At 60.3% G+C, this 17,065-nt stretch carries 13 protein-coding genes; 8 read left to right on the top strand and 5 right to left on the bottom strand.

The window, feature by feature from the left end; genetic code table 11:
* The 4 genes from GWE18_RS19100 (at position 1) to GWE18_RS19085 (ending at position 4,831) form a co-directional block, all read left to right on the top strand.
* On the top strand, positions 1 to 1,137 hold the full coding sequence (locus GWE18_RS19100; RefSeq protein ID WP_275187254.1) for a thiolase family protein: 1,137 nt from the start codon (positions 1 to 3) through the stop codon (positions 1,135 to 1,137).
* A complete protein-coding gene (locus GWE18_RS19095; protein ID WP_275187253.1) occupies positions 1,134 to 1,565 on the top strand; it encodes an OB-fold domain-containing protein in 432 nt (143 codons plus the stop codon). The genes GWE18_RS19100 and GWE18_RS19095 overlap by 4 nt, the downstream gene beginning before the upstream one ends.
* A gap of 99 nt (positions 1,566 to 1,664) precedes the next feature.
* Positions 1,665 to 3,560 carry an acyl-CoA synthetase gene (locus GWE18_RS19090; protein WP_275187252.1) on the top strand — a complete coding sequence of 632 codons (1,896 nt, stop codon included), beginning with the start codon at positions 1,665 to 1,667 and terminating at the stop codon, positions 3,558 to 3,560.
* Between the two features lie 473 nt (positions 3,561 to 4,033).
* Positions 4,034 to 4,831: a Crp/Fnr family transcriptional regulator gene (locus GWE18_RS19085; protein ID WP_275187344.1), complete on the top strand. Its 798-nt coding sequence runs from the start codon at positions 4,034 to 4,036 to the stop codon at positions 4,829 to 4,831.
* A 291-nt stretch (positions 4,832 to 5,122) separates the two neighbouring features.
* Here GWE18_RS19085 and GWE18_RS19080 read toward each other — a convergent pair whose 3' ends face one another.
* Together GWE18_RS19080 and GWE18_RS19075 are read right to left on the bottom strand one after the other, a co-directional pair.
* Positions 5,123 to 8,116: a PAS domain S-box protein gene (locus GWE18_RS19080; protein ID WP_275187251.1), complete on the bottom strand. Its 2,994-nt coding sequence runs from the start codon at positions 8,114 to 8,116 to the stop codon at positions 5,123 to 5,125.
* Positions 8,117 to 8,468: 352 nt separating this feature from the next.
* Positions 8,469 to 8,669 carry a hypothetical protein gene (locus GWE18_RS19075; RefSeq protein WP_275187250.1) on the bottom strand — a complete coding sequence of 67 codons (201 nt, stop codon included), beginning with the start codon at positions 8,667 to 8,669 and terminating at the stop codon, positions 8,469 to 8,471.
* A gap of 1,066 nt (positions 8,670 to 9,735) precedes the next feature.
* Here GWE18_RS19075 and GWE18_RS19070 point away from each other — a divergent pair.
* From GWE18_RS19070 to GWE18_RS19060, 3 genes are read left to right on the top strand one after another with little or no spacing between them, the layout of a single operon-like run.
* The gene (locus GWE18_RS19070) at positions 9,736 to 10,131 is read left to right on the top strand and encodes a transposase (protein ID WP_275187249.1); all 396 of its coding nucleotides are present in this window, start codon (positions 9,736 to 9,738) and stop codon (positions 10,129 to 10,131) included.
* Positions 10,128 to 10,475: an IS66 family insertion sequence element accessory protein TnpB gene (gene tnpB, locus GWE18_RS19065; protein ID WP_065726633.1), complete on the top strand. Its 348-nt coding sequence runs from the start codon at positions 10,128 to 10,130 to the stop codon at positions 10,473 to 10,475. Before GWE18_RS19070 ends, tnpB begins: the two co-directional genes overlap by 4 nt.
* A 46-nt stretch (positions 10,476 to 10,521) precedes the next feature.
* The gene (locus GWE18_RS19060) at positions 10,522 to 12,174 is read left to right on the top strand and encodes an IS66 family transposase (RefSeq protein WP_275187248.1); all 1,653 of its coding nucleotides are present in this window, start codon (positions 10,522 to 10,524) and stop codon (positions 12,172 to 12,174) included.
* A gap of 863 nt (positions 12,175 to 13,037) precedes the next feature.
* On the opposite strand, the gene GWE18_RS19055 is transcribed toward GWE18_RS19060, so the two are convergent.
* A complete protein-coding gene (locus tag GWE18_RS19055) occupies positions 13,038 to 13,652 on the bottom strand; it encodes a response regulator (RefSeq protein ID WP_275187247.1) in 615 nt (204 codons plus the stop codon).
* A 237-nt stretch (positions 13,653 to 13,889) separates the two neighbouring features.
* On the opposite strand from GWE18_RS19055, the gene GWE18_RS19050 reads away from it, so the two are divergent.
* On the top strand, positions 13,890 to 14,288 hold the full coding sequence (locus GWE18_RS19050; RefSeq protein ID WP_275187246.1) for a response regulator: 399 nt from the start codon (positions 13,890 to 13,892) through the stop codon (positions 14,286 to 14,288).
* 322 nt (positions 14,289 to 14,610) lie between these two features.
* On the opposite strand, the gene GWE18_RS19045 is transcribed toward GWE18_RS19050, so the two are convergent.
* Positions 14,611 to 15,273 carry a TetR/AcrR family transcriptional regulator gene (locus tag GWE18_RS19045; protein ID WP_275187245.1) on the bottom strand — a complete coding sequence of 221 codons (663 nt, stop codon included), beginning with the start codon at positions 15,271 to 15,273 and terminating at the stop codon, positions 14,611 to 14,613.
* 118 nt (positions 15,274 to 15,391) lie between these two features.
* The gene (locus GWE18_RS19040; RefSeq protein WP_275187244.1) at positions 15,392 to 15,994 is read right to left on the bottom strand and encodes a PepSY domain-containing protein; all 603 of its coding nucleotides are present in this window, start codon (positions 15,992 to 15,994) and stop codon (positions 15,392 to 15,394) included.
* Positions 15,995 to 17,065: the final 1,071 nt, after the last annotated feature.

Below are 17,065 nucleotides of genomic sequence, written 5' to 3'. Positions count from 1 at the left end.
ATGGGAGAAAATCTTAGCGGCAAAGCGGTGATTGCCGGCATCGGTGCAACCAGATTCGGCGCGCTGCCAGGCCGCACGACGATCTCGATGAATGTCGAGGCAATCCGCAAGGCACTGAACGACGCCGGCATCGAGAAGGACGTGGTCGACGCACTTTACGTGAAGTGTCCGACCTCGAGATTCGAAATGATGTACGGGCAGAAGATTGCCGAAGCGATCGGCCTCCAACCGAGGATCGGCGGCGTATGGGATTCGGGCGGCTCGTCCAATGTCATCATGATCTCGCAGGCGATCATGGCGATCGAAGCCGGCCAGTGCGAGATTGCCGTGGTCACCTTTGCCGACAATCCGAAGACCGGATCCGCGGCAAGCTACAGTCAACCGCGCGGCGACGACGCGCTCTACGGCTGGTTCGCGGTGCTGTCTTCCTACGCGATGATCGCTCGCCGCCACATGGGCGAGCTCGGCACGCCGCGCGAGGCGTTGGGAGCAGTGGCTGTGGCCGCTCGGCGCCATGGAGCGCAGAATCCGAATGCGCAGTTGCGCAAGCCGCTCGCGCTCGACGAGTACATGGACATGCCGCCGATGGTCGCGCCGTTCTGCCGCGACGATTGCACACTCGTCTCGGACGGCGCAGCCGCCGTCGTGGTGATGAGTACGGAACGGGCCAGGAAGATGGGCGTGCCGAAACCGGTGCCCGTCCTGGGCTTCGGATTTGGACAGACGTCGTGGGACGTGACGCAGCGGCCCGACATGACTTCGACGCAGGCGAAAGTCGCCGGCGAAACCGCGCTCAAGATGGCAGGCCTGAAGCCCAAAGACATGGACGTCGCACAAATCTATGACTGTTTCACCATCACGGCATTGATGACGCTAGAAGACTACGGCTTCGCCAAGAAAGGGCAGATCGCCGACTTCGTGAAGGGTGGCAACATCGAGATCGGCGGCGAGCTGCCGATGAACACGTCTGGCGGACTCCTGTCGGAAACAGGCATGCCCGGCATGCAGCTGATCCACGAGGGCGTCCGGCAGATGCGCGGGGAAGCTGCATTGCAAGTCAAAGGCGCAAAACATTGCATCATTTCTGACCAGGGAGGAGTGATGCACACCCACGCAGCACTCATTTTGGGACAATGAATACGACCGTACAGACGGCCTCGAAGCCGAAAGCCACGCTTCCCGGCCCGGACATCAACGAAGTCTCAAAGCCTTATTGGGATGCGCTGAAGAAAGGCAAGCTCACGTTCCAGCATTGCCGCAAGTGCGGCAACAACTGGCTGCCTGCGCGCGGCGAATGCCCGAAGTGTCTGGAAGCGGACTGGGCCTGGCACGATGCATCGGGCAAGGCCAAGCTGATCAGCTGGGTGGTATTCCATCGCGCGTTTCATCCGGCGTTCGAAGACCGCCTGCCCTATAACGTGACGGTGGTCGAACTCGCGGAGGGCCCGCGCATGATCACCAACATTGTCATCGAGGATGCCGAAAAACTCGTCATTGACCAGCCGCTTACCTTCATGCCCGCCGAGGAACAGGGGCACGGGATCGCACGATTCAGGCCGGTATAGGGCATCGTCGCTCGTCATCAGGAGCGGCCCGGGGCCGTCAGTGGCAGCGCTGAATCCGCATTAACTCATCCCCCCACGACTGCAGGCGAAAGGCGTCCAATGCCGGTGCGAGATCTTGCCGATATTCAGAGAATCGAGGCCGAGCCTCTTGGGACGCGGGGCTTGCCGCGAACAACCTACGAGGTGTTCGCGACAAGCGCACAGCGCTGGCCGGACCGCAAGGCGCTGTCGTTCTTTCTGACTGCGGAAACCTATCAACATGCTTCGACCTGGACCTACGCGGAGCTTCTGGCGGAGATAACCCGTTCCGCGAACGCGCTTAACGCCTTCGGCGTGAGCGCGGATCGTCCGGTCGCCTATGTGCTGCCGAACCTGCCCGAAACCCACTTCACGATCTGGGGCGGTGAGGCGGCCGGGGTGGTGCTCGCGGTCAATCCGCTTCTCGCGCCCGATCTGATCGTGGAGATCCTTCGCGCGGCCAAGGTACGGGTGCTGGTGACGCTCGCGCCGCTTGCCGGCACTGAGCTGTGGAGCAAGCTTGCGCCGCATCTCTCGGCGCTCCCGGAGCTTCGTGTGGTCGCGCTGGTCGACGTCATGACTTATCTTGGAGGCTCGGGGGGGACGTCGGTGGCGGCCGCAGCGGCCAGCGTGCCCGATGCCAAATTCGACATCGTGGATTTCCGCGCGGCGATGCGGGCCCAGCCGGCCGATCGCCTGGTCGCGCCGCGGACGATCACGGAACATTCCGTCTCGTCTTACTTCTGCACCGGTGGCACGACAGGCGCGCCGAAGATCGCGGTGCGTACGCACGGCAATGAGGTCTTCGATGCCTGGGCCGCGGCGCAAGTGTTCGGCGAGCGCGAGGAGCCGCGGACGTATTTATGCGGCCTGCCGCTGTTTCACGTCAACGCGCAACTCGCCACCGGCTTGTTGCCGTGGATGCATGGCCATCACGTGCTGCTCGCCACGCCCGAAGGCTACCGCGGCAAGAACCTGATCGCGCGCTTCTGGGAGATCGCGGCACACTATCGCATTGCGACATTCTCCGGTGTGCCGACGATCTATGCCGCCCTGCTCGAGGTGGCGATTGGCGACAACGACATCTCCAGCCTCGAATACGCGATCTGCGGCGCGGCGCCGATGCCGGCCAAGCTGATTGAGGCGTTCGAAGCGAAGACCGGCCTCAAGATCGTCGAGGGCTATGGGCTGACCGAGGGCACTTGCGTCTCCTGCCTCAATCCGCCGGAGGGCAAACGCCGCGCCGGGTCGATCGGCCTGCGCCTGCCATACCAGCAGATGCGCGTCGTCATCCTTGATGACGCCGGGAGCTTCCTGCGAATGGCCGATGTCGACGAGGTCGGAACGATCGCCATCACCGGGCCCAACGTGTTCGCGGGCTATCTCGATCCGCAGCAGAACAAGGATCTGTGGATCGATATTGAAGGCTCGCGCTGGCTCAACACCGGCGATCTCGGGCGACAGGATGGTTTGGGCTATTTCTGGCTGGCCGGCCGGCGCAAGGAGCTGATCATAAGGGGCGGGCACAACATCGATCCGAAGCTGATCGAGGATGCGCTGTCGAAACACCCAGCAGTGGCGATGGCGGCCGCCGTCGGCAGCCCCGACGCCTATGCCGGCGAGGTCCCTGTCGCCTATGTGCAGCCCAAACCCGGCGTTACCGTCACCGACCAGGAACTGATGGATTTCGCCGCGGCCCACGTTCCTGAGCGGGCGGCGATCCCAAAGCTCGTGAGGATCATGCCGTCGCTGCCGGTAACCGGAATCGGCAAGATCTTCAAGCCGGCCCTCCAGCAACGTGAGATCGAGGCCGCTGTTCGCGGCGAGGCGCAGAATGTGGGCGCAACCATCGTCGACTTGGCATTCGAACGCAGCCCCCGGCTGGGACAGGTCGTGCGCGTCCGCGCCGGCGAAGGGACCGAGGCTCTGCGCGCGGCGCTGGAGCGCTATGCCTTCAAGTTCGAAGTGCAGGACTAGCGCTGCGCGCGGCGTGTTTGGCGATTGTCCAGAAACTTCGGGAAGGCGGCAAGATGGTGACGAATGCGACAGGTGCCACCCTGGTGTGTCTCGGGCCGAGCAGCGGCTTCGAGGTCCGACTGGTTCTTCGGCGCAAGCCGGCCGAGATCGAGGTCGCCGTCGCTGCGGCATCGGTCAATCCAATTGATGTGCGGCGTGCGCAAGGCTATGGTCGGCGATTGCTGTCGCTTTTTGGGGTAGGTCGGTTTCCATGGTACTCGGCAATGATTTGCCGGCACGGTGCTCGGCGACAATGTCGACGCGTTCAAGATCGGCGATCGGGTCTATGGCGTGAAGCCGCCATCGGCCGAGGGGAAGGCCGTTGAAAGCCGGCACATGAAAGTGGAGTTAGTGTCGGCGCAGCGCAGAAGACATTCTTGCCTAAGACATCTCAGGAGAGCGGCGTGTTCTGCTGAGGGAAGAAGTCTCTCGTGATGGGACGTCCGGCGAGCGCCGGTAATCGTCTTCTTACCGCGTTGCCGGCGGCAGACCTCGCGCTGCTCGCCCCTCATCTCCAGAAGGTGTCGCTTGAACAGGACGCCGTGGTGATACGAGCGGGAGATCGACGCGACCATGTTTACTTTCCCCATAGCGGTGCCATCTCCTTCATGCTCGGCCTTCCGAACGGAGAAACGATCGCAACTGCTGTAATCGGGCGCGAGGGAGCGATCGGCGCATTATCGGTGCTTGGACCCTCTTTCATGTCGTCCGTGACCGCGGTCGTGCGGGTGGGCGGCACCGCATCGCAAATCTCCGTGTCGCGGTTTCATGCAGCCTACATGGAGAGCGGCGCCATCAGACGTGTGGTCGAGGCGCACACGAGGTCGATACTCATGCAGTTCCAGCACGTCTCAGGCTGCAACGGACTGCACTCGGTCGAGGCCCGCATGGCCCGGTGGTTGCTTCACCTGCACGATCGAACCGAGGGCAACAACATCCTATCATTAACGCAGGAGACGCTTTCGCAGTTGCTCGGGGTGCGACGAACGACCGTGACGCAGGTGATTGCCAAACTCCGCGCCTTAGGTGCCATCAGATCCGCTCGGCGGGGCTTGGTCGAAATCGACCGGACGCGGCTCGAGGAAGCAACCTGTGAATGCTACGACATCATACGCGGTGCAACCGATCGGATCGTCCCGCATGAAGTCGTGGGGTCGCATCCGCATTTTGACGGCCACGACGCCGCTCAAGAAATCGCAATGTTTTCGGGCAAGCGGCGACGACCTTCGTAGACCCGAACAGCTTCCGCGCGACGGCGTTATGACCACCAAGATCTTACTACTGAGAAAGGAACATATGGAGACAGCACGAAAACTTTGCTCCGCGTTACCCAAACCGTGACGGATTCAGTGATTGCAGGTCGGCTTAAGACCCTGGCCGAAGACTACGGTCGGCGTGAGGAAGCTTCGCATGCAGGGGATCCAGCGCGGCTTGACGCGAACTGCAGAAGCGAAGGCATTAGCTCGACCGACTGCTCATATCCAAATCGAAGGAGACATGCAGTGTTGGGAAAAACACTTCCCTCATGAGTCTTCCACGCCGGCAGGCAAAGTAAATTGGAATATTGCGCCCCGAGGTCGATTGGCCTCTGCCCATAAGCGGCCCCTATGGGCGTCGATGATGGATCGGCAAATCGAGAGCCCCATTCCGATTCCACTTGTCTTTGTCGTGTAAAATGGCGCGAAGACCCGATCGAGATGTTCAGGATCAATTCCCGGTCCCGAATCGCTAATTGCGACGAGGAGGCCGTTCGGCTGGCTTAGCTCAGTGCTAATCGATAGCTCTCGCGCTCCCTCCTCAACCGAGCTCATTGCTTCCATGGCGTTTAGAATCAAATTCAAGACTACCTGCTGCAGTTGAACGCGATCGCCACTAACGGTAGCCTCGCCCTCCATAAGGCATGTTCGGACCGCGACTCTATGGTTTTCGATTGCGTTTCGCACCATTACGAGCACCTCATCAATCGCCACGTTGAGGTCAAAAAGCTCCATTCGCGGAGGGGCCTTCTTGATGTGATCTCGGACGCGGCCGACTATGTCCTTGGCGCGATCGGCATCCTTTACAACGCATGCGAGCGCCTCCATGACCTCGGCAAGGTTTGGCGGGCTAACTTCCAGGAAGCGCATGCCTGCACGTGCGTTGTTCCGCGCTGTGGCAATCGGATGAAGAATCTCGTGAGCCAAGGAGGCGGTCAGCTCTCCCATGACGTTCAGCCGGTTGAGATGCGCGAGATCTGCCTCCAGCTGGCGCAGCCGCTCATGCTCTTCTTGTGCCCGTTTGCGTTCCGTCACGTCGAGGGCCGTACCGACAACCTCAACCAGCTCTCCAGCCGGAGAGTACGAGGGGTGACAGATCGATCGGAGATGCTTGAGCGTTCCGTCGGGGAGAACAATTCTGTACTCGATCGTATAATCTTGCTTCTGCCTTACGGCCTCCTCGACCACTTGCCGAACTCTGTCGCGGTCGTCCGGATGAACTCGTTGAAAGCAGGCTTCGCGGCTCGGCATTCCCCGCGACGGATCAAACCCCCAAATTCGGTAAAGTCCTTCCGACCAATAGAGATTTTCCTTTAAGTTGTGGGCAAAAGCGGCACTAAGGCTCAGCTTCTGCGCGCCGGCCAAATAGGCTTCGCTGCGCCGGAGTGCCTCTTCTGCCTTCTTGCGCTCGGTGATGTCGCGTCCCGCTCCACGGTAGCCGACAAAATCTCCCGACTCGTCAAATACCGGCAGCCCAGAAACGGACACGTACCTCTTACCACCGTCGGGAGTGCGTCGCGCAACCTCGAAGTCTCGGAATGGCAGGCGGGCGTTAAGGGCTTCGCGGTGCTTGCGCCAGGCTTCGGCGTCAGCCTCGAAGTTGCGCAGTTCCCAAGGCCTTTTGCCGATTTCCGAGCCTGACACCGGCGCCTCAACCAGCCCTGGAGCATACTCCACGCGGGTGAAGCGATGCTGCGTGTCTGTCTCCCAGTACACTTCGAAGGAGAAATGAACGACGGTACGAAAACGCTCCTCGCTCGCGCGCAGCTCGTCCTCCGCCCGCTTGCGTTCGGTGATGTGCCGTCCGACTCCGCGATAGCCGATGAAGCGTCCCGCCCCGTCAAATACCGGCAGCCCAGAGACAGACACGTAGCGCTTGCCGCCATCGGGCGCAGGTCGAGCGAGCTCAAAATCTCGGAATGGCAGGTGCGCATCGAGGGTCTCGCGGTGCTTGCGCCAGCCCTCCTCGTCAGGCTGAAGGTAGGGCACTTCCCACCGAGTCTTGCCGATCTCGGAGCCCGGCGCCGGCGCGTCAGCAAGGCCTTCGGCGAACTCCTGGCGGGTAAAGCGATGCTGCGCATCGCTTTCCCAGTACACGTCGAAGGAGAACTGGACGAGGGTGCGAAAGCGCTCTTCGCTCGCGCGCAGTTCATCCTCCGCCCGCTTGCGTGCGGTGATGTCGCGGTCCAGGGAAACGGCCAGCAGTTGGCCCTCGTGCCAGAACGGCCGGATGCGCACTTCGACGGGAAACACGGTTCCATCCTTTCGAAGATGACGACCATCATAGGTCACAGTTTTCCCCGCCCGCAGACGCTCCCTGATGCGTAGCAGAAGCTCCGGTGTCAGATCCGGACCATAGTCGAACGCGGTCATCCCGATCAGTTCGTCGCGGCGATAGCCCAAGCTTTCGCACGCCTGGCGATTCACATCGAGAACCGTCGCATCCTCATTGTAGAGAAAGAACGCATCGGATGCGTGGTCCACCAAGGTGCGGAAGCGCGCCTCGCTCGCGCGCAGCTCCCGCTCCGTCTGTTTCAGCTCCGTGATATCGTGCAGAACGCCAAACTGGCGAAGAGCCCGCCCCGAGTCGTCCCAGGTGACATCACCTTGACTGTGGATCACGCGCGGGGTGCCGTCAGGACGCACCACCCTATATTCCACGTCGTAACGTGGACCGCCGGGCCTCAACGCAGCCGCAGCGGCTTCGGCTGCTCTGGCCCGGTCTTCCGGGTGAATTAAGTCTAGCCATCGTCCATGCCACTCCGGCAGATCAACCGGCTGCACTCCGAAAATCCGGGAAACCTCGTCTGAAAGAGACACATGCTTGGTCGTGAAATCTCGCTCCCACCATCCAAAATGCGCGATCCGCTGTGCCTTTTGCAACTTGGACTGATTTTGACGTAGCTCATTCTCCGAGCGCTTAAGCTTGCTCGTCAGCACGCTTACGACCAGCGACGTCGTCAAGAACACCGCGATCCGTTCAATGTCATCCTGAGCATCAATGCGAAACTCGAACAATGGCGGCGCGAAGAAGTAGTTCAGGCACGCTGCGGCCAAGAACGACAAAACGACCGAGGCTCTAGTGCTGCTGCCCAGCAGCGAAACCAGCGCGATCAGAATGACAAAAACAAAGCCCGTCCTCGCAACCCCAAAGTCAAGGTGAAAGCAGACGAAGGTGATCAATGCCAGGCCGGTGATACCCAAGAGGAATTGGGCAGCAACGGCTGGTAAACGGCGTGTCCGCTTGTGCGCAATCTCCATCCAAGCACGCCCCCGACTGTGGGGACGCGGACAAAGGCCCGATCCTGCCGGTCTTTCAATCATGGCGCTTCCGATTGGCGAGCCAAGCCGCCTAATCCGCGCAAACAGCAAGGGAGGAGGTTACACTACTGGCGCCCTCTGCGGAAGGTTCCCGGACCGTTATCCGTGCTGGGCGTTTCTGGTTGTTGGGCCGCCGAAGGCGCGCAAGGCCGTTGATAACGACCATCTCGAACGCTGCCTGACGTCGCTCAGCGAGAGCTCGCTTTTCCAGTATCGTCTTTGGCGTGCTGACGCAGGCGCTCTGGGGGCTCGCCTCCTCGGCATCCTTGATCATAGGGCTTCTTTATCGCGTTCAGTGAGCCATCACGAAGTATCTATCGCCCGAGCTTGCCGCCCGCGTTTCAAAATCACGGTGGCGCGCGTAGCATTGATAATCGCAGTAAGGTAGGCGCGTCCTGATTTCGCGGACATAGTTGTCATTGATCTTTTTGCAGCATTGCAGGCAGAACGTTGTCCGGATGGGAGTTCTGCCATTCACCAGGATGAATTTCATGTGGCGCCTCCCAATGCGAAGCAATAGACCGTGCCAGTCGGAGAAAGGCCGGCGGTGGTGCGGATTTCGGCCGTCAGGATTATCCCTGTTTCGCTCGATCTTCTGGGACGGAATGAGAATATACTTCCCGTCTTCCCGCCGCCTCGCATAGAGCTTGCCGTCGACATATTGGATCTCGGTAGAGTAACAGTCTGAGTTGTTGCAGCAGCTGAGCGTCGGATTGTCCGGCCTGTGCCAGGTCGAATAACACTTCTAATGCAGCACCTGGTCCTGCGAAGGGTGGTGGCGATGAGCAGCATCCTGTGCCGCTTCTGTGCCTTGGCTGAGGTGGTCCACAAAACCAGAACGGCAACCAAGACAAGTTCTTCGCGTGGACGCTTCAAAGATGCAGCCTCCCATCACGAAATTGTTGAACACCCACGTTCTGTGCGCCAAAAGCTTCTCGCGGGCTAAACGTGATACAACCATTGGCGATCGCGTTCGTGCGTCTCTGGGGATCAGCTCAAACTTTCCGCCACAGAAAGCGCGGGCCTTTGCTGCGCGGCGGCGTTCAAGATGTTCTCGGCTGTTGCACATTTTGACTCTCGGTTCGCTGTCACGAGTATGGCGGCTGGCGCGCTTTTACTGTCGCACCGAAAGCACAGATGAGAGCCGGCGTTTGCGTCGTAGTGATCCGCCAGATCTCGCGGCGTGTAGGGGCACCGGGCGCAGAGCTTGACTCTCATATGCAGCTCCGAGTTGGAGTCGGCCTTTGTCCGTCGAAAACTTTTCACGGCATGGCAGCTATCGAGCGCGTGCGCTCCGATCCATCGTTCCTGTCCAAATCAGCCGCGAAGCTGAGTCCGTCTGACTGACTGCGACGCTAGTCCGCTCACCCATCTCCGCTCAATTGTCCGGAGATATGGGCCACCAAGACCGAGGTTGAGCGAGCTAAGCCTTGGCTTATCCTCGACGCCAGTGACAGTTCCGAACGCGCGGTGGACGAAGAGTATCCCTCCGCCAAAGGCCGTCTTGTTTGAGGGACGCGAGGGCTGCAGGTCCTAGGGGTAATCCTAGGAGAAGCGCTATGACGATTTCGCGGGCAGAGGTTGTCACATCGGTCGAGCGGCGGCGCCGGTGGTCGCAGGATGAGAAGGAACGGCTTGTTGCAGCATCGCTCGAGCCCGGAGCCAGTGTTTCCGAGGTGGCTCGCATGGCCGGCCTTCATGTGAGCCAGCTGTTCAGGTGGCGCAAAGAGCTTTGCAAGCATGGTGAAGCAAGTACAGCGCCGTTCGTGCCGGTCGAGATTGGGCCGTCTGCGCCGCCGCGGGAGGTGGCCGAAGTGCCATTGACGGCGGCGCGTCGACGGAAGAGCCAGGGCATCATCGAGATTGATCTTGGTAGCGGGCACCGCATCCGGGTCGATGGCGAGGTTGATGGAGACGCGCTACGTCGCGTTCTCGATGCCCTGGTACGCCGATGATCCCGGTTCCGACGGGCGCGCGAGTGTGGCTGGCGACAGGCTACACGGACATGCGCCGAGGCTTTCCGTCGTTGGCACTCCAGGTGCAGGAGGTGCTGCGCAAGGACCCGCTCAGTGGTCATCTGTTCGTGTTCCGCGGTCGCCGAAGCGATCTTGTGAAGGTGATCTGGCACGATGGCCAGGGGGCATGCCTGTTCACCAAAAGACTCGAGAGAGGAAGGTTCATCTGGCCATCGGTTGCGGGCGAAGCAGTGACGATCTCACCGGCGCAGATGAGCTATCTGTTGTCCGGAATCGATTGGCGCAACCCTCAAGAAGCGCTGCGACCAACGCGGGTCGGATAGCCGTTTTACTGCTTGAATCTGCAACGTTATCTGATTCAATGGCTTCATGATATCGAAGCCGGACGACCTTCCATCGGACCTCGTGAGTGCCCTGGCGGCGCTGCAGGCCGAGCGTGAGGCGCGGCTGCAAGCCGAGGCGGTAGCTGCCAGTGCGCGGGCGGAGCTGTCGGCCAACGAGGCGCTGATCGCGCATCTGGAGCTGCGGATCGAGAAGCTCAAGCGCGAACTGTACGGGCAGCGCTCCGAGCGCACGGCGCGGCTGATCGAGCAATTGGAATTGGAGCTCGAAGAACTCGTCACCACGGCGAGCGAGGATGAGCTTGCCGCACGTACCGCCGCGGCAAAAACTCAGGCGGTGCGCGCCTTCACACGCAAGCGGCCGGTGCGCAAACCGTGGCCGGACGACATCGAACGCGAGCGCGTCGTCATTGAGGCTCCAACGACCTGTGCCTGCTGCGGTGGATCGCGGCTGGCGAAGGTCGGTGAGGATGTCACCAAGACGCTGGAGGAGATCCCGCGCCGGTTCAAGCTGATCGAGACGGTGCGGGAAAAGTTCACCTGCCGCGATTGCGAGAAGATCAGCCAGCCGCCGGCACCGTTCCATGCCACGCCGCGCGGCTTCATCGGCCCGCAATTGCTGGCGACGATCCTGTTCGACAAGTTCGGCATGCATATCCCGCTCAATCGCCAGAGCGTGCGCTTCAAGGCTGAGAGGGTCGATTTGCCGCTGTCGACGCTGGCCGACCAGGTCGGCCACGGAACCTTCGCCGTCATGCCGCTGTTCCAGATGATCGAGCGTCATGTGCTCGCGGCCGAGCGCCTTCATGGCGACGACACCACCATCCGTATCCTGGCCAAGAGCAAGTGCACGACTGGCCGGATCTGGACGTATGTGCGGGATGACCGGCCCTACGGTGGGCCTGCGCCGCCGGCGGCGATCTATTACGCCTCGAGCGACCGACGGGGTGAGCATCCGCAGAAGCACCTGGCCGCCTTCACCGGCATCCTGCAGGCGGACTGCTACAATGGCTTCGAGCCGTTGTTCGACCCGCAAAAGAAAGCGATGCCGATCACGCCGGCATTTTGCTTCGCCCATGCGCGGCGGGGCTTCTTCGAGCTGGCCGATATCGAGAAAACCGCCCGGGACGGACAGAAAGGCAAACCGGTCTCCCCGATCGCGCTGGAGGCGGTCAGGCGTCTGGACGCCCTGTTCGAGATCGAACGCGCCATCAACGGCCGCAGTGCCGACGAGCGGCGTGCCGTGGGCCAGGAGAGAAGCAAACCGCTGCTCGACGACATGCACGCCTGGCTGCTCCGCGAGCGAGAAACCCTATCGCGCTCCTCCGAGGTCCTGAAGCCCATGAACTACATGCTCAGGCGCTGGGACGACTTCGCCCGCTTCCTCGACGATGGCAGGATCTGCCTCAGCAACAACGCCGCCGAAAGAGCGTTGCGCGGCATCGCCTTGGGAAGGCGCAACTGGACCTTCGCCGGCAGTCTGCGTGGCGCTGACCGCGCCGCCATCATGCTGACGATGATCACGACCTGTCGCCTGAACGACGTCGATCCCAAAGCCTGGCTCGCCGACATCCTCGCCCGTATCGCCGATCTTCCCGCATCGCGTCTGCTCGAGCTGCTGCCCTGGGAATGGAAGCTCCTGCGCCAAGCCGACAACCCCACCGATCAGCAAGCCGCCTGACCATCACGCATCGCCATCATAGAGCTCGCCGTGCCCCCGCGCATGCGTCAATCAGGCGGTCTTCGTCGTATGCGTACGACGAAGATTGCGCGTTGCCATCTCTTCAAGCTCTCCCCCCGGTCAGTACTCGCGGGCGGATCGGCTCAATCTAGGCGGATCAGCCGCCTTGGCAGCTTGGTCGAAAACCGACCGGCATGCACCGCTCAATTCTGCGCTCCTCTGCCGTAGACAGCTTGCAACATCGGTCGGATCGGGAATGTAGCTGCTGCAGAGTCGGAAGGCATCGGGCGCACATGCCGCCTGCTGCTCGAGCGTCCCTCGGTTCTCTTGCGCGACAACGCTTGTGACGCAAGAGGAAGAGAGCGTAGCCATTACTAAGAGAGAGGCACATCTGTATCTGCACGTCATGGTCGGATTGCTCCTTCTAGTTTGGATTACTCGTACACCTGTGCGCCCAACGTCGAGGGGGGCGAGCTCTTGCCTGTAGCGGCGCGCAATTTGCCAGCAGAGAAACCGCAATCGCGAGAGACAGGCTAAGAGCTATCAGCGCCAGGGCGACAACTGTGTTGACGCAAGCCAGGATCAGCGAAGCACCGATTTCGCACCCTAGCGTCAGCCAGACCAACATTTTGCAGCTCATTGGTGAGATAAATGCGCAATGAACATCGCGGCTCGGGGCGCCGACGTCCATTGTCTGGCAGTGCCGCCGGATTCGCCTTTCGTTTGGGGAAAATAAGCCGACGCTTAGGATGAAGGCGAGGGGACCTTCAGATTGACATACCTTCGCGATGACGCGTGGCGACAGAAAGAAAGCAGTTTGAAGCGCCGACAGTCGTGGATACATCATTGGTGAGTCGGCCAAGTCAGGAGCGCTGCGGCCTTTCCTGCGTTAGTCCAAGCGTATCCACCATTCGGCTGAGTTCGGGAAGAGAACGCGCTTTCATCTTCCGCATGAGGTTGGTCCGATGCACTTTCACCGTCGATTCAGCGATGCCGACGTCGTTCGCAATCTGTTTGTTGAGGCGTCCCGCGGTGGCCTGGATCATGATCTCGCGCTCGCGTGGACTGAGGGTGTTCAAGCGTTCCCTGAGTGCTCCCATGGCCTTGTCGCTCTCTCTGCGGGCACGATCGCGCGAGAGCCCGGTCATGATCGCATCGAGGAGATCCTGATCGCGGAACGGTTTTGTCAGGAACTCGATGGCGCCTCCCTTCATCGCCCGCACAGTCATCGGAATGTCGCCGTGCGCAGTGATGAAGATCATTGGAAGGTTTTTTTGCGCCGCGGAAAGCTCACGTTGGAGATCGAGGCCACTTCGCCCTGGCATTCTCACGTCCACCACCAGGCAGGTTGGACCGTCCGGAGTAGGGTCGGCGCTCAAATATTCGGAGACACACGAAAACTGCCGACTTTCCAGTCCAACGGTTCGCAGCAGGCGCCCTACCGAGTCGCGAAACTCGGCGTCATCGTCGATGATCAAGACACTGGGGTTCGCGTCCACTCAGCACCACCCCGAGTTAAAGGGCCACGTCTTTGGCCCTACCACATCTTACTCACAATCTGTCGGCAAGAACAGCTCCTTCTCTACTAAGGCCAACAGCGGGGGCATAAGCCATGGCTTAGGAGCGGCGGCATTGCATTGTCGCGACTCCGAGCGGAAACTGCGAGTTGTATAGGGGCGCCGAGTGTGCCGCGGGCTAATTGCCTGGAAGCCGCAATGCCGAAACGTAAAAATGAGCTAGTCGCGATCGTCGAGGATAATCAGCCGTTCCGCGAATCCATGCAGAAGCTGATAACCTTGCTTGGCTACTCGGTGGAAGCGTTCCCGTCGGCAGCGAGTTTTCTGGCATCACCTTTTGTGGTCGAAGTGGCCTGCCTGGTCGCCGACGTCAACATGCCCGGAATGACTGGGCCTGAACTCCACAGGCACCTGAAGAATGCGGGGCACAAGATCCCGACAATTCTGGTGACGGCCTATCCGGATGAGATCGTCCGGGAGCGGGCTTTGAAGGATGGGGTCTTCTGCTATCTCTGCAAACCAGTGGACGACGACCATCTCGAACGATGCCTCGGTTCGGCGGTGCGATCCAGTGCGCCTCCAGAGCAGAACTCATGAGGCTTCCTATCCCCCGCATGTGGTTCGGAAATTGATAATCCAACGTGTGAGGCGCTGCTGCTTTGGCTTAGTTGTGCGCGTGGCCTTCGTGAATACAATTGCGCTCAAGATTGCGAGGCCGAGTTGTTTGAGCCGGTGAGCTTCGCGCCAGCGCAACGACAGCCTATCAGCCAGGAGGCGTGTCAAAATGTCGATGTTGGACGAACGGGCCAGCGAAAGTTCGGTGCAGCTGCTTCACCGATTTGCCTTCGATCAGAAAAATTGGTTCATTTGCACCGTGCGTCCCGTACGGCAGTAGCGCGGAGCGCGGTCTGTGGCTGATTCACGGCCTCGAGTCGGCCTCGCAAGCCGCAAGAAAGAAATTGACCCGTTCGTGCAACAACGTCGGCAGCTCTTTTCTGAGATCCTTCAGTTCCTCACCCATCAGAGATCTCATAAGCATCGGAAGCAGGATGAGGTCCATGAACATCTGCGCGGTCGCAACGCTCCGCTTTGCGCTCAAAGGTCCTTTTGATGAGCGCGCGACCCTCTGCATTGTCTCGTTCAAGAGCTGCGAAACTGCCCAAGCCGCCCGGTCGCGCGCCGCGTCGTGAACATTTCGGCTCAACTCGGGAAATCGCCGCGCCTCGGCGATCGTCGCGCGCGTGAGATCCACCGTGTCCTCGACGAATTTCTCCACCATCTCGGTGCCGAGATTGGTGGGCTTTTCCTGGATGGTGCGGCCTGCCGGCGTGAACCCCTCAAAATCTGTCAATTCGTTGATGGTCCGGGCCACCACAGCCACGAACAGCGCCTCCTTGCCGGGGAAATGGGCATAGATAGTCGGTTTGCTCGCAGGGGCTAACTCGGAGATATCGTCGATGCTGGCACTCTGAAAACCCTTCTCGAGAAAGAGCTGCTGGGCTGCATCGAGAATCCGCGCCTGGACGTCGCCGGCAAGGTCCTTGCGCGGTCTGCCGCTTTTCGGGCTTTTGTTCTTCGCCATCACCATCAGCCAATCAGAGGTTATGCATGCCTAGATCACCCTTGATATGCCCCAGCCGAGAACCCAATAAAGGACAGTATGGGGTATAGGTAGGTTGCCGCGTGACTTGGCTGCACGGTTAGTGGCGATTTGCCCCTTGGCTACGGAACTTGGGTGGTTCGAGTATAACTTCCTTCAAGCTATCACCACTGGCGATGACGATCACGAAGTTGACTTTGCCGTCCTGCTTTATCAGACCGCCGGCAAGAGCGCTTCCCGCTGCAGCTTTCTCGGCGATGCGTACGGCATCCGATAGGTCCTGCTGAACTAACTTCAGGGCAACGATATTGCTCAGATCTTCCCTGTCGAGCTCCTTCAGCGACGACGAAATTTCTTTGTCAGTGACGCTTCCGGTGTTCGCATCTATGACGTTCTGCCAAATTTGCTCATTTCTTACCGTCCGCACTCGATAAACGGATGGATCGGATAGCTCAAAGCTAACGTCCGCGGTCCTTGAACCGCCATGTAAATGCTCAGCGATCGCTACTGCCTGACTGAGCGATATTTTTATGGTGCGAAATTGCTCAAGCAAGCGACGAAAGGCTGCATCCTCGGCATCGCGCTGCGCCGCTACAGCTCGGTCTGTGGGTTCGAAAGGTGTATGGGTGACATCGGCTATCGCGCCGGTAGCAGCAAGCGTGGCTGACCAAAGGATAATCGCTAACAATCGCTTCTTCGACATGAGGTAACTCCAGTGGCTGTCCGTGAAAACTGACCGGTGGCCTTATCGGTGTGTGAGAGGGTGCATGATGGCGTATCGACAAGAACCTTGGCCGTGGCTCGGTGAATCGCACCATTCGAGAGTGGTATCGAAACTCCGGTACCGAGCAGATCGCCGCCGCTTCTCGGACCGAGTCTGAGCGAAATTGCGCTGTGGCTTCGATGCGAGCCCGCCCCGCCTCCTGCCTGAACCGGCTTGATCGGGAACCTCCGGACCTAGCTGCGCTAACGTTTGGCGGACATTGGTCGAGATCGCGGGGCTCTCGTCACTCGCATCGGTTTGCTCGGACAATGACGCGGGCGGCTGTCGTACAGCATCGGCCACATCAGAGCTGAGTGGCGGTGAGGGGGCCGCGGCAATCTCCTTGTCCAGAAGAATAGGCGGGAAGCCGGGCTGGCTGGTATCAATGACAACTGCTTCCGGTCCCTTCAGCTCGGAGGTGATCCGGATCGTCGGAAGCGTAGAATGCGATTCGCCGAGCTTGCTTGGCAGGGGCGTGGGCAGCAGTGAATCGGCTGCAAAGAGCAGCAGGAGCAACGCTCCGCCGACCCACAGAAAATAGCCCCGCAGGGGAATCTGAGAATCGGCTAAGCCGAGCGCACGGATTGACAGAACGGATTCCCTGCTCACCGTGCCCGGCCCCCATGCTGAAGGCCCTTGGGCGCGATCCCGGACCGCTCGCCGGCTGTTCGGCTTGATGTGGATGGCATGTATTGCTTCCGTTTCGATTTCAGATGGAGCTTGGCGTCGAGATGGCGGCGCTTGTGTCGCCAAACGCGTGGCGTGTAGTTCATGGATTTCGGGTCAATCGCGAATGCGCCATCAGGTGGCGCGCACTGTGCGCTGTTCGGCCGGGTATAGCTGGACGCCTCTGCGCACGAGCTCGGACTCAATTACGTTGAATGCGCATTCAACGGGAATGAGCCAGACATTGACCGAATAGATGATGCAATCACGAACGAGGAGGAGGGTTGGCGTCATGAAGTGGCCCTACGCCGCTGTGCTTGCCGCTTGATCGGCACCGCCTCTCGA

It is taken from the genome of Bradyrhizobium sp. CSA112 (genome assembly GCF_029051645.1).
Classification (GTDB): Bacteria; Pseudomonadota; Alphaproteobacteria; order Rhizobiales; family Xanthobacteraceae; genus Bradyrhizobium.
Note: the sequence above shows the minus strand (reverse complement) of the source record. Positions and strands in the feature narration are given on the sequence as shown.